Below are 13,674 nucleotides of genomic sequence, written 5' to 3' on the forward strand. Positions count from 1 at the left end.
CGATGAGATTGACGAAATTAATATATACCACCCTATTTTTTATTACTGCTGGAACGCTGAGCACATTGGCACAGGATACCAAGACTAATGAAAAGAAAACTGAAGAGAAAGCCGTAACAGAAGAGATTGAAGTCGTAAGGCCTTATAAACCAGTTTTGGCAGAAGCCGTAAAACTGAGAAGGAGCCCGGATCTGAATACGGTAAAAACCTATAAAGCAAAATTCAATTATAGCCTGACCGACAGGAAGCTGGAATTGAATTCAGATATCAATAAATTACAGGCAGAACAAGTTGCAAAGGAAAGAGAAACAGAATTGATCAACAATTATGTGAAAGGTGGTTTTGGAATCCGTACCACGATCTTAGGAGAAGCCTACATCAACCTGGGCAGAGATGAAGCCTTACAGGCAGGTGCCTTCTTTAAACATTTCGGACAAAAAGGAAAACTTGCCGGACAAGAAGTGAATCAACAGCAATTGAGTGTATTTGGAAGAAGCATTGGTGATCAGGTGACCATGAGTGGCCGCGTGAATTACCAGAGAAACGGTTTGTTCTTTTATGGCTTTAACCCGGCGAAACCAGAACTTAACCTGAATCCGGACAGACAAACACTAAGCTTTATTGAGGCAGAAGGAGAAATCGTAAATAAGTATACAGACGATCCTGATGCACTCAGCTACGCTGTAAAATTAAACGGATACTTATGGAATGATAAGTATGCGGCAAAAGAAAACTCTATTGTTCTGAACGGATATGTGAACAAAAGAATCAGCAGCTTTAACTTAGGTCTTGCCGCTTCTGCAGAATTTGGAAATACCAAAGATGCCCTGGTAAGTGTTGGAAATAATGTATTAAAATTAAACCCATACATCAGGCTGCAGGCTAATGGGGTGAAGATCAATGCAGGTATTAATTTCGTACAGGAATTCGGTGCTTTTTCAAAAAGCAGAATCTTCCCTGCAATTACTGCAGACCTGACCTTAATCCCAGACTACCTGCAATTGTTTGCTGAAGTAAAAGGTGATGTGAACCGCAACTCTTTGAAACAATTTACCGATGAAAATCCCTTCCTGAACTCGAATATTCAAATCAGAAATTCAGTAGAGAAATTAGGATTCAGCGCAGGTATTAAAGGAACCGGTGGTCCGGGCTTTGGTTACAAAGCGAGAGTTTACCACAAGAAAATTTCTGATATGCCACTTTTCGTAAACAACTTTGCAAACCCTACCCGTTTTGATGTGATCTATGATTTCGGAACAACAACAATGACCGGTCTTGAAGGTGAGATTTCGGTACAGGTAAGTAATTCCCTGAAATGGACTGGAAAACTGAACTTTGAAGACTATAAACCTGCTCAGGAAACTGAAAGCTGGTTTAAACCACAAATGAGAATCAGCTCAGATTTATTATTTAACATCACGGATAAGATTGGATTAAATGCATCTGTAGCCATTCAGGATGCCAGCAAAGCAAAAGTTTACACTGCTGCACCAGCTAGTCCCTATCTGATTCCAGATCATTCTATCGAAACCGTACAAAGTGTGAAAGCTTTTGTAGACCTTGGTGTGGGTGCCAGCTATAAAATCAACAACAAATTCTCTGCTTTTGCAAGAGCAAACAATCTGTTGAATACCTCTTACAGCAGGTACCTGTATTATCCAACGATTGGAACCAATATTTTCGGAGGTCTAACTTACTCCTTCTAAGCGGTTTTCAATTATTAATTGGTTGATATAGAATTAAAATTTAATTTTACCAGAATGGACATGCTAGCGTATCTTACAGAGCTTATTAAAACCCGTAAAGAGGTTGGGATCCCCGGACTTGGAACGATCTATAAAAAGAAATCACCAGGAAGGTATGATGCGGAGACGCATTCGTTTCTACCGCCAAGCTATGTACTGGATTTCAGTTCTGAATTAAGAGCGCAAACACTGTTAATTGACCATATCTGTAAAAAAAGAAATATATCCCCGGATGCAGCCACGTATTATGTGGATCAGTTTTCGGACGAAATAAAGAAACAATTAGAGGAGCATGAAGAGGCCAGTTTCTATCCCCTGGGTACTTTATATGGCACTCCGGACACCTTAAGCTTTAAACCTGTAAATGATCAAAACTTCGGTTTTGATTTTTACGGTTTACCGCCAGTCAAAGAAGCCGCCGATGTAGTGGCAGAACCAGAAGAAATCCTGCCTTATTCTGCAGCGCCCGTGATCGCAGATCTTCAGCCAGAAGAAGAATCCCTTACGGAGGATCCAGCTGTACATCAGGTTACCGAAGAACAGTTGGAACTGGAAAACAGCAATGCAGATCTTAGAGAAGAAGAAATCGCTTCCCTTAATCCTGCAGAACAACAAGAGCTTTCTGAGCGTGTGGACGAGGCCGCTGCAACCGAAGTTCCTGCAATAGAAGAAATACCAGCTCAGGAAGAAGAAGAACAACCTGTCCCGCCTGCAACGCATCCTGAAGAAACACCCGTTGATGCAGCAGAGGCTGAAGACCTGCCTAAAACAGAAATCCCGGCAGAAGAAACCCTGACAGAAGAGCTTCCGGTAGCAGAAGTATACGAGGTCGAAGAAGAAATTCAACCTTTAGTTGTCGCTGATGAACAACCTGTCTATGAAGAAATCGCAGAAGTTGAACTTCCTAAAAAACCAGTAGATCAACCTGTAATTGAAACCGTTGTTCCAACAAGCATCAACGATACTTATGCGCAAGCTAACAGGGCCGTTTATGAGCCCCGTCCAGCACCGGTACAGGAACAGCCAATAGAAAGAGAACAGCTCACAGAAACAACATTCTACAATTCCGATGGAGAATATTCAGACCAAGCTAAAACACCTGTTTATTTAAAAATCCTGATTGCACTGTTGCTGATCCTGATCGGACTTGCTGCTGCTTACTTCATTCGTCCTGACCTTTTTGATCCCATTCTGAAAAGAGGGCAGAACTCAACGGTCTTGCCTGTAGAAACGAGCCCAAGCGTTCAGGATGCTAAATTAACAGCAGATTCTCTGGCAAAAGCGGACAGCCTGAAAAGAAATTCAGCGCAAGCACTTCCAGTAAAGGATACCACTAAAAAAGACAGTTCAAACGTCACAAAACCGGCTGCTGCAAAACCAGTGGTTCCAAAACCCGAAACAACCGTACCCATTACCCAAAAACCCATTGCAACAACCCCTCCTGCAGTAGAAACCGGAACAACCTACGAGGTGATAGGTTCTTCGGTAACCAGCCAGAGGGAAGCCGAACGCTTTATTGCCAATATGAAATCTTTGGGAATTACCGCGAAAGCCATCCCTCCTACCAATGGCAGGAAAATAATAAAGCTCAGTATTGGCTCGTTTAAAGACTACAACACCGCTCATCAGGAAAGACCAAAATTGGAAAAGAAGTTAGGTATTAAAGACACATACATACACACAAATAAACCATTATAAATTATGATCGCATTAATACAGGGTGCTACTGATAGCCTGAAACAACTTGCTGATACCGCCAACAACGCCACACAAGCCCTCGCTGCAGCACCACCGGAATTACACTTTATCGACCTGCTGTTAAAGGGTGGATGGGTAATGCTTCCCCTGGCTTTCCTTGCTTTTTTAGGATTAGTCATTTTTGTTGAAAGGTACCTGACCATCAGAAAAGCTTCTAAAACAGAATCTAACCTGATGCTTCAGATTAAACAATATATCCATGACGGCCGGTTGGACAATGCGATTGCTTTATGCAAGAACAACAACTCTCCTTTAGCCAGAATGTTGGAAAAAGGGCTAAAACGTATTGGCCGTCCGATTAAAGATATTGAAGCTGCAATTGAAAACAATGGAAAACTGGAAGTATCCAAACTGGAGAAAAACATTGGTGTACTGGGTATTATTGCCGGTATTGCACCCATGCTTGGTTTCGTTGGTACCATTATTGGGGTAATTACCATTTTCCATGATGTGTCTATCAAAGGTGCTATTGAGATTGGAACAATATCCGGAGGTTTATATACTAAAATGATCACTTCCGCTACAGGTCTGATCATCGGTATTATCGCTTATGTATTATATCATATCTTGAATATGATGGTAGAGCGCATCATACTAAGAATGGAAACTGATGCTATTGAGTTTATTGATCTATTAGAGGAGCCAGGTAAATAATGAATCTACGCAAAAGAAATAAGGGAACTGTAGAGGTTCATACTTCTGCATTGAACGACATCATGTTCTTCCTCCTGCTGTTTTTTCTATTGGCATCTGCTGTAGTTAATCCGCAAGTCGTGAAACTGTTGTTACCCAGATCAGAGTCAGGACAACAATCTTCGGCTCAGAAAACCGTTACAGTATCTATAGACGAAAAGCTGAATTATTTTGTAGACAAACAACCTACAACGCTGGAGAATATCCAGGCTGCAATTGAGACTTATCAGAAAGCATCGCCGGATCTGACCATCGTACTTTACGTAGCCAGAGGAGTTTCCATCGAAAATACCATGCTTGTATTTGATATCGCCAACAAATTAAAACTGAAAGTTGTACTCGCTGTAGAACCTAAGAAATAATGATGTACCCTAAGGAAGAAAACAATTATCCTAAAGCAGTAGCCATCTCTACTGGTATTATGATTTTCCTCATCGCCTTGAGTTTCTTCATCGCGATAGGAACATTCCAGCCTCCGGTAGAGGCAGGTATGGGAGGGATTGTGGTCAATTATGGTACATCGGTCACCGGAATGGGAACAGACTATACCAGTATAGAAGAACCTTCTGCAGATCCGAATGCCAACAATAAACCACCGGATAAGGTGGTTCCAAAAGAACCAACCAAAGAGACACCAACCAATCAGAACAGTACCAAAGAGATCGTTACCCAAAGTACAGAAGAAGCCGTTAGTGTAAACACCAAAAGCAGCAATAAAAACACTGCGCCTACGGCAACTACAGAGACTAAGCCGGCAAAACCTGTCATCAATCAAAATGCTTTGTATAAAGGCAAAGCCAATAAGGGGACAGGTGGCGGCGATGGAACAGGGACTACCCCGGGAAATCAGGGCGACAAAGATGGGGATCCATTGGCCAATAATTATGGCGAAGGTGGCTCCGGATTTGGCGAAACCCCAATTGCACTGAGAAAGTTTACAAACCTGGTCACTCCTCAGGATGATGGGCAAAAGACCGGAAAAATCGCCGTAAGGATAAAGATCAATAAAAGTGGTATTGTAATAGACGCGACTCCGGGAGTTAAAGGGACTACCCTGAACGACAGAGAGCTATGGCAAAAATGTAAAGAAGCCGTAATGGGTGCACGTCTGACCCAATCTGAATCTGCCCCTGATGTTCAAATCGGAGTGGTCGTATTCAACTTTAAAGTGAAATAACACCTCTTTTTGGAACTCCAAAATGAACTATAAACAAACTCTGGATTATCTGTACGGTAAACTACCTATGTTTACCCGTGTTGGAGCCGTAGCCTTCAAAAAAGACCTGCACAACACCATCGCCATGTGCGAGAAACTGGGAAACCCTCAGCATAAATTCAAAACCATACATGTCGGTGGAACCAATGGTAAAGGTTCCACCTCACACATGCTTGCCGCCATCCTGCAGCAGGCAGGGTATAAAACCGGACTGTATACTTCCCCCCATCTTAAAGATTTCAGAGAACGCATCCGGATCAATGGAGAAATGATCACAGAAGATTTCGTCACTGATTTTGTCGCAGCGCAACAAGACATCATGGAAGAAATCAATCCTTCATTTTTTGAGGTAACTGTTGCCATGGCCTTCTCCTATTTTGCGGAAGAGCAGGTAGACATTGCGATCATCGAAGTTGGTTTGGGTGGAAGATTAGATTCTACGAATATCATTACACCAGAGCTTTCGGTGCTTACCAATATCAGCCTGGATCATACCAATATCCTGGGTACTACCCTACCCGAAATTGCGAAGGAAAAAGCAGGGATTATCAAACCTGGAATTCCGGTGGTGATCGGAGAACAACAGGAAGAGACCAAAGCAGTATTTATTGAAAAAGCAGCGGAAACCAATAGCCAGATTACTTTTGCAGATCAGGAACTGCACATTACGAATCTTGTTAAAAAGGAGAAATACCTGAATGCAGACGTCTTCTCCGGAAACACTCCTCTATATCAACATCTGGAACTGGACCTAAACGGATCTTATCAAAGGAAAAATATCCTGACGGTGATTCAGTCCATACAAATGCTAAAAGAAAAGGGTTATCAGATCGATAACGAAGCATTGTACACTGCTTTAAAAGATGTGAAAGGACTAACCGGCCTGCAAGGCAGATGGCAAACGCTGGGAGAAAACCCATTGATCATCTGTGATACCGGGCATAATATCGGGGGAATCACGGAAGTGGTACAGAACATCAACGATACTCCTCACGATCAGCTGCACATCGTTATCGGAATGGTGAAAGACAAAGACATCAGTGGCGTATTAAAGTTACTTCCAAAGGATGCGCATTATTATTTTTGTCAGCCTGAACTGGAAAGGGCGCTCCCGGCTGCTGAACTGGCAGAGCAAGCAAAGCAACACGGACTGATTGGAGATGTATTTCCAACGGTTCAATTCGCTTTTCATGCCGCAAAAGACAATGCCGATTCCAATGACATGGTCTTTGTAGGTGGCAGTACCTTTGTCGTGGCAGAAGTCCTATAAAATCTTTACATTAGAGTCAATTCATTAATTACATGGATTAACTACCTTTAAAAATTCTTAATACACACAACTCAATGAAAAGAATTTACCTGTTATTTTCTGCACTACTTGTTACCTGTAGTGTATCTATGGCACAAAAAAAGACAGCTGCCGTTGCAAAAAAAGACTTCCCTGCTTCCATCAACAGACCCAAACTGGTAGTTGGTATGGTCATCGATCAAATGAGATGGGATTACCTTTACCGTTATTACAGCAGATATGGCTCAGGAGGCTTTAAAAGACTCATCAATGAAGGCTTCTCTGCCGAAAATACTTTTATTCCTTATACCCCTACTTATACCGCTTGCGGACATGCCAGTATCTATACCGGCTCTGTTCCGGCTATCAATGGAATTATCGGTAACGACTGGTATGATCCTCAGTTAGGCCGTAATGTATATTGCGCGGAAGATACTTCGGTAACCAGTGTGGGAAGTACAACAATGGCGGGTGTAATGTCGCCAAAAAACATGTTGACCACCACCATTACGGATGAACTTCGTCTGGCGACTAATTTCCAGGGTAAAGTAATCGGAATCTCCCTGAAAGATCGCGGATCTATCCTTCCTGCCGGACATTCAGCCAATGCGGCTTACTGGTTCGATGGGCAAACCGGCGACTGGATCACGAGTACTTTTTACATGACTAAACTTCCTGCATGGGTAGAAGATTACAATAAAATCAAACTGGTAAACAAGTTTTATGAGAAAAACTGGCCTACACTTTACCCGATCGAAACTTATACTCAAAGTACAGCAGATGACAAGCCTTATGAAGGAAAAGCAAGAGGCGAACAAAGCCCTGTTTTCCCGCATCCGTTAAAACTATATGCAGGAAAGAATTTTGAGATGATCAAAAGCACGCCTTACGGAAATACCATGACTTTAGACCTGGCTAAACTGGCCATCCTTTCTGAAGACCTGGGTAAGGATAACATCACCGATTTTCTTGCAGTAAGTTGCTCTTCTACAGATTACGTAGGTCATATGTATGGTCCGAACTCTATTGAAGCAGAAGATACTTACCTTAGATTAGACAAAGACCTGGCGGAGTTTTTCGACTACCTGGACAGCAAAGTAGGTAAAGGAAATTACCTGTTCTTTTTATCCGCAGATCATGGTGCAGCACATGTACCGGGATTCATGGCGGAGAACAAATTACCTGGTGGAACAATTGACGACAGCCCGGTGGTAAAGGAGCTGAATACCCGCCTGGAAGCTCAGTTTGGCATCAAACAAGCGATCATCAAATCCATGAACAACCAGATCTATTTTAATCATAAAAATATAGAGCAGGCAAAACTTGATTTTGATGCGGTTAAAGCTTTCAGCATTGAATTCCTAAAAACTCAAAATGGTTTTGTAAATGCAGTAGACCTGAATAAAGTTGGTGCAAGTACGCTGCCTGAGCCGATCAAAACAAGGATCACCAATGGATACAATGCCAAAAGAAGCGGAGATATCTATTTTATCCTTCAACCCAACTATTTCGATAGCAGCAGCAAAACAGGTACTACTCATGGTTCATGGAATCCTTACGATTCCCATATTCCTTGTGTATTCATGGGATGGAATGTAAAACCAGGAAAGACCAATAAAACACATTATATGACTGATATCGCAGCCACTTTAGCGGCGATGTTACACATACAGATGCCAAGCGGCTGTGTCGGAGAGCCGATCACGGAGCTTACCCATCAGTAAATCAATTCAAAAGAAAGAAAGAAAAGCTCCTCTGAACAAGATTCAGGGGAGCTTTTTTTATGCATCATGCAATTGTATTGATTTGGCTATTTTAACCACCCTACGCTCAGTTTTTGTTACCTTTACCTACCAATTATAAAACCATCCTATGGAGAAAATTGAAATCTATAAGCCCAAACATAAAATACGTTTTGTTACCGCTGCAGCCCTATTTGACGGACACGATGCCACGATCAATATCATGCGTCGGATTCTTCAGTCTTCAGGAGCTGAGGTGATACACCTGGGGCATAACCGTTCTGTAGACGAGGTGGTAAATTGTGCCATTCAGGAAGATGTACAAGGCATTGCCATGACTTCTTACCAGGGTGGCCATATTGAATATTTTAAATACATGTACGACCTGTTACAGGAACGTGGTGCTTCCCATATTAAAATCTTTGGTGGCGGTGGCGGAGTGATCCTCCCTTCCGAAATCGCAGAATTACAGGAATATGGCATCACCAGAATCTATTCTCCTGATGACGGACGTAAAATGGGTTTACAAGGCATGATCAATAACATGCTGGAACAAACGGATTACATCACGACAACCACGCTTAACGGAGAGCTTAAAACCATTCCTCAAAAGAATGTAAAGAGCATTGCTTCCGCCATTACGGTGGCAGAAAATGATCCGGAAGGCGCACAGGCATTTGTAGATGAACTCAAGAAACTCACCCTCAAAAGCCAGGCTCCGGTACTTGGAATCACAGGCACAGGCGGCTCGGGTAAATCTTCCCTGGTCGATGAACTCGTAAGACGCTTCCTGATAGAAGTAAAAGATAAAACCATGGCCATCATCTCTGTAGACCCCTCCAAACGTAAAACAGGAGGTGCTTTACTGGGCGATAGGATCCGCATGAATGCCATTAATAACCCAAGGATCTATATGCGTTCCCTGGCCACCAGACAAGCCAATCTGGCGCTGTCTAAAAATGTTCAGGAAAGCATTGACATCTGTAAAGCTGCTGGTTACGACCTGATCATTGTGGAAACTTCCGGAATAGGCCAGTCGGACACAGAAATCACCGAACATTGTGATGTTTCCCTATATGTCATGACTCCTGAATTTGGAGCGGCAACACAGTTGGAAAAAATCGACATGCTTGATTTTGCTGATCTGGTAGCCATCAATAAATTTGACAAACGTGGTGCTTTGGATGCGCTACGTGACGTTCGCAAGCAATACAAACGCAACCACAATCTTTTTGACGCCAAGGACGATACCATTCCTGTCTTTGGAACCATGGCTTCCCAGTTCAACGACCCTGGCATGAACAACCTCTTTACGGCCCTGATGGACAAGATCAAAGAGAAAACCAAGGTGGATTTCAATGCGCAAATGGAGCTGACTTCAGAGCAGTCGGAAAAGATCTATATCATTCCGCCAGACCGGACAAGGTATCTCGCAGAGATTGCCGAAGCGAGTCAGACCTACAACGAATGGGTAGAAAAACAAAGCACCATTGCCAGGAAATTATATCAGCTTCAGGGCGTGATCCAGCTGTCAAAAGAACAAAAGTTGATTAAGGACATTCCGGCAACCGAAAATATCGGAAACGCATTGCAGGACATCTATCAGCACCTGGAAGAACAACTGGACGGAGAATGCAGGAGATTATTGCGCCAATGGCCGGACACAAAGCTCAAATACAAACAGGAGTTTTTTGTGTATAAGGTAAGGGACAAAGAGATCAAACAACCTTTGTTCTATGAGTCCTTATCCAAACTTCAAATCCCTAAAGTATCCCTTCCCCGTTATGAAGACTGGGGGGATATCCTGCGTTGGTTATTGACAGAGAATGTTCCTGGAGAATTCCCTTACGCTGCAGGAGTTTTCCCGCTAAAACGTGATGGAGAAGATCCAACCCGGATGTTCGCTGGTGAGGGTGGTCCGGAAAGGACGAATAAAAGATTTCATTATGTGTCTTTAGGCCAGCCTGCACATCGTCTATCTACCGCGTTTGACTCGGTCACCTTATATGGTGAAGATCCACACATCAGACCGGATATTTACGGTAAAATAGGAAACTCAGGAGTAAGCATTGCCACCATAGACGACGCCAAGAAATTATACTCTGGCTTTGACCTCTGTGCGCCTTCTACTTCAGTGTCGATGACCATCAACGGCCCTGCGCCGATGCTACTGAGCTTCTTTATGAATGCAGCCATCGATCAGCAATGTGAAAAATACATTATTGAACATGAGCTTCAGGAAGAAACAGAAGCTAAAATAGCCGCGTTTTATAAAGACAAAGGAGTAGAGAGACCAAGCTATAGTGGTGATCTTCCGGCGGGTAATAACGGCTTAGGCCTGATGTTGCTTGGCGTAACCGGAGATCAGGTGCTGCCAGCTGATGTCTATGCCAAAATCAGGGCTTATGCGATCAGTACGGTAAGGGGGACTGTTCAGGCAGATATCCTGAAGGAAGATCAGGCACAAAATACCTGTATCTTTTCTACAGAATTCGCCTTGCGGATGATGGGGGATATTCAGCACTATTTCATCACCGAAAAAGTACGTAACTTCTACTCCGTATCGATTTCAGGTTATCATATTGCTGAAGCAGGTGCCAATCCTATTTCACAACTCGCCTTTACCCTGAGCAACGGATTTACTTTTGTAGAGTATTACCTGAGCAGGGGAATGAATATCGATGATTTTGCCCCTAACTTATCCTTTTTCTTCTCCAATGGTATCGATCCGGAATATTCGGTGATCGGCCGTGTTGCCAGAAGAATCTGGGCAAAAGCCATCAAGAACAAATACAAAGGAAACGACCGTTCACAAAAACTAAAATACCATATCCAGACCTCTGGTCGTTCCTTACATGCGCAGGAGATCGATTTTAATGATATCCGGACTACCTTGCAGGCTTTGTATGCAATTTACGATAACTGTAACTCTCTGCATACCAATGCTTATGATGAGGCGATCACCACACCGACAGAAGAATCTGTACGCAGGGCGATGGCCATCCAGCTGATCATTAACAGGGAGTTAGGTTTGGCCAAGAATGAAAATCCACTCCAGGGTGCCTTTATTATCGAAGACCTGACCGATTTAGTAGAAGAGGCTGTATTACTTGAATTCAAGCGGATCAATGACAGAGGTGGAGTATTAGGCGCGATGGAAACCATGTACCAACGAGGTAAAATCCAGGAAGAAAGTCTGTACTATGAAACCCTGAAACATACAGGTGAATATCCTATTGTAGGCGTAAATACCTTCCTGAACAAGAATGGTTCTCCAACCATTGTTCCCGGAGAGGTGATCCGTGCTACGGAGGAAGAAAAACAATACCAGATTACGACACTAAAAGCCTTCCAGGACAGGAATGCCGATCAGACTGCTGCTGCACTTAGAAAATTACAAAAGTCTGCCATCGCCGGAGATAACATCTTCGAACAGCTCATGGAAGTAGGTAAGATTTGTTCGTTGGGTCAAATCTCCAATGCTTTATATGAGGTAGGTGGACAATACAGAAGAAATATGTAAGCCTGTATTTACAGCTGGTACCCTCATAAAAAAGGCTCCGTCAATGACGGAGCCTTTTTTATGAGGGATATGACCTGTTAAAAATTAGGTTTATTCACATCCCACCATAGCCTCGTTCCACCATTATCCGGTCCGCCCAATAACTGAACGGCTTTCTGAACTTCTGCGCCATTCGTAGAATATTCATTGGCCGGATAAGCCAGTCTTCTGATCTGAATCTGGGTATCTACCGCCCCATTGCTATTGTTGTTTACTACGGTAAACAATTTAGGATATCCGGTACGACGGAATTCTGTCCATGCCTCCTGTCCTTCCGGGAACATGGCCAACCATTTTTGTGTAATGATGCGCTCCAGTTTACGTTCATTAGAAGCTGCAGCATCCCAACTGATGGTCACCGTAGAAACAGCAGGTGAATTATTTGCTGCATTTAGCGGATCCACATAAGCTTTAGGCAAACTCGTTGCATCGTCTTTATAAGTACCTGCTGATACGCCCCACTGGTCCATGGAAGCCTGGATACCGGTTTCATAATTGAGTTTTACATCTCCTGCACCAGCCCAGTTACGCAATGCCGCTTCTGCTTTTAGAAAATAAACCTCAGCAGTAGTCATCATCCACATTGGTGAGGCTGAGCCAAAGGCAGTAGCTCCATTTAAAGTAGAGAAGCCGTTATAACCCGGCTTTGCGGTTACTGCCGATCCGATACGGATTCCTTTATACTGGCCTTTAAAAAGTGCATCAGTAGCAGGTGTTACATACTTAGGTAACCTTGGATCATTATAACCTGTCATGTAAGACTCTAAAGAAGCACCCATGGAAATATCTGTCCAGCTGGTTGCAATAACATTTAAAGGATTGTGGTATCCACCGCCTGAAATACCTGCATTATCTGCATTTGTGGCCAATAATCCGCCGTTAGTAGGATCCAGGGCTTTCTGACCTTGTGTCTGAGCAGTAGCAGGATCAACTTTTACAATATGCATCGCCAAACGCAACCTTAAAGAATTTGCCAGTCTAATCCATTTTTCATAATCTCCTCCGTATACCAGATCGAATTTCTCAAACGGTTTTTTCACCATGCTCGAATTTTGAGCTGCAGCTTTTACGTAAGTATTCAGGTTAGTAACCGCCGTATCTAATTCCAGAAAAAACTGTTTGTATAGCTCCTGCTGACTGTCGTAAGGAGTTGCGATTAAAGAACTTCCTGCCTTACTATAAGCAATAGGGCCGAATTTATCTGTTAAACGGCTAAAGGTCTCCACCTTAAGAATCAGGGCAATTCCCCAAAAGTCGGGAAGTTTAGTTCTCGTTCCAGCCTGGGCGATCGAGTTGATCGCAAATAATGAATTGGTATAAGAAACGATAAATGACTGCCTGTTCCAACCATCCACCAGATCATAATTTAAGTTATTGATGTTTCCCCTGAAAGGATTCGGAGACATCATATAACCTGCATAGCAATCTGCATTTAAGTTTTGGGTCAATTGGTAATCGCCTTCCAGGCCAAAAATTGCACTTTGAATCCCAGGATAAACCAAGCCGATATGATATTGGTCCGGAGTAAAACCGGTATTGTCAGTATTGAATTTTTCAAAGTCTTTTGTACAGCTGCTAAACGAAAATAACAGGAGGAAACATAAGACTGCCTGGCAGAACTTAGCTCCATGATGTACCATTAATATATGAGGTGTTTTCATTGCTTTTTC

The 13,674-nt window shown here is 43.0% G+C and carries 9 protein-coding genes; 8 read left to right on the forward strand and 1 reads right to left on the reverse strand.

What is annotated here, in order from left to right; all coding sequences use genetic code 11:
* The first annotated feature begins 2 nt into the window (after positions 1-2).
* The 8 genes from AAFF35_RS23970 (at position 3) to AAFF35_RS24005 (ending at position 11,965) form a co-directional block, all read left to right on the forward strand.
* Positions 3-1,706 (forward strand): TonB-dependent receptor, encoded by a 1,704-nt coding sequence (locus AAFF35_RS23970; RefSeq protein ID WP_342329088.1) that lies wholly within the window; start codon positions 3-5, stop codon positions 1,704-1,706.
* A gap of 54 nt (positions 1,707-1,760) precedes the next feature.
* The gene (locus tag AAFF35_RS23975; protein ID WP_342329089.1) at positions 1,761-3,443 is read left to right on the forward strand and encodes an SPOR domain-containing protein; all 1,683 of its coding nucleotides are present in this window, start codon (positions 1,761-1,763) and stop codon (positions 3,441-3,443) included.
* 3 nt (positions 3,444-3,446) lie between these two features.
* The gene (locus tag AAFF35_RS23980) at positions 3,447-4,157 is read left to right on the forward strand and encodes a MotA/TolQ/ExbB proton channel family protein (protein WP_342329090.1); all 711 of its coding nucleotides are present in this window, start codon (positions 3,447-3,449) and stop codon (positions 4,155-4,157) included.
* Positions 4,157-4,558, forward strand: coding sequence for a biopolymer transporter ExbD (locus tag AAFF35_RS23985; protein ID WP_069378162.1), 402 nt, complete (start codon positions 4,157-4,159; stop codon positions 4,556-4,558). The genes AAFF35_RS23980 and AAFF35_RS23985 overlap by 1 nt, the downstream gene beginning before the upstream one ends.
* On the forward strand, positions 4,558-5,373 hold the full coding sequence (locus AAFF35_RS23990) for an energy transducer TonB (RefSeq protein WP_074606850.1): 816 nt from the start codon (positions 4,558-4,560) through the stop codon (positions 5,371-5,373). The genes AAFF35_RS23985 and AAFF35_RS23990 overlap by 1 nt, the downstream gene beginning before the upstream one ends.
* Positions 5,374-5,395: 22 nt before the next feature.
* Entirely contained in the window at positions 5,396-6,682 is a 1,287-nt protein-coding gene (locus AAFF35_RS23995; protein ID WP_342329091.1) for a folylpolyglutamate synthase/dihydrofolate synthase family protein, read from the forward strand.
* A 74-nt stretch (positions 6,683-6,756) separates the two neighbouring features.
* Entirely contained in the window at positions 6,757-8,424 is a 1,668-nt protein-coding gene (gene pafA / locus AAFF35_RS24000) for an alkaline phosphatase PafA (protein WP_342329092.1), read from the forward strand.
* Between the two features lie 148 nt (positions 8,425-8,572).
* The gene (locus tag AAFF35_RS24005) at positions 8,573-11,965 is read left to right on the forward strand and encodes a methylmalonyl-CoA mutase family protein (RefSeq protein WP_342329093.1); all 3,393 of its coding nucleotides are present in this window, start codon (positions 8,573-8,575) and stop codon (positions 11,963-11,965) included.
* A 77-nt stretch (positions 11,966-12,042) separates the two neighbouring features.
* Here AAFF35_RS24005 and AAFF35_RS24010 read toward each other — a convergent pair whose 3' ends face one another.
* Positions 12,043-13,665 (reverse strand): RagB/SusD family nutrient uptake outer membrane protein, encoded by a 1,623-nt coding sequence (locus AAFF35_RS24010; RefSeq protein WP_342329094.1) that lies wholly within the window; start codon positions 13,663-13,665, stop codon positions 12,043-12,045.
* Positions 13,666-13,674: the final 9 nt, after the last annotated feature.

This window comes from Pedobacter sp. FW305-3-2-15-E-R2A2, from assembly GCF_038446955.1.
GTDB lineage: Bacteria > Bacteroidota > Bacteroidia > Sphingobacteriales > Sphingobacteriaceae > Pedobacter.

Coding starts and splice junctions, on each gene's coding strand:
- AAFF35_RS23970 (WP_342329088.1), top strand. CDS start 3: ATGAGATTGACGAAATTAATATATACCACCCTATTTTTTATTACTGCT.
- AAFF35_RS23975 (WP_342329089.1), top strand. CDS start 1,761: ATGGACATGCTAGCGTATCTTACAGAGCTTATTAAAACCCGTAAAGAG.
- AAFF35_RS23980 (WP_342329090.1), top strand. CDS start 3,447: ATGATCGCATTAATACAGGGTGCTACTGATAGCCTGAAACAACTTGCT.
- AAFF35_RS23985 (WP_069378162.1), top strand. CDS start 4,157: ATGAATCTACGCAAAAGAAATAAGGGAACTGTAGAGGTTCATACTTCT.
- AAFF35_RS23990 (WP_074606850.1), top strand. CDS start 4,558: ATGATGTACCCTAAGGAAGAAAACAATTATCCTAAAGCAGTAGCCATC.
- AAFF35_RS23995 (WP_342329091.1), top strand. CDS start 5,396: ATGAACTATAAACAAACTCTGGATTATCTGTACGGTAAACTACCTATG.
- pafA (WP_342329092.1), top strand. CDS start 6,757: ATGAAAAGAATTTACCTGTTATTTTCTGCACTACTTGTTACCTGTAGT.
- AAFF35_RS24005 (WP_342329093.1), top strand. CDS start 8,573: ATGGAGAAAATTGAAATCTATAAGCCCAAACATAAAATACGTTTTGTT.
- AAFF35_RS24010 (WP_342329094.1), bottom strand. CDS start 13,665: ATGAAAACACCTCATATATTAATGGTACATCATGGAGCTAAGTTCTGC.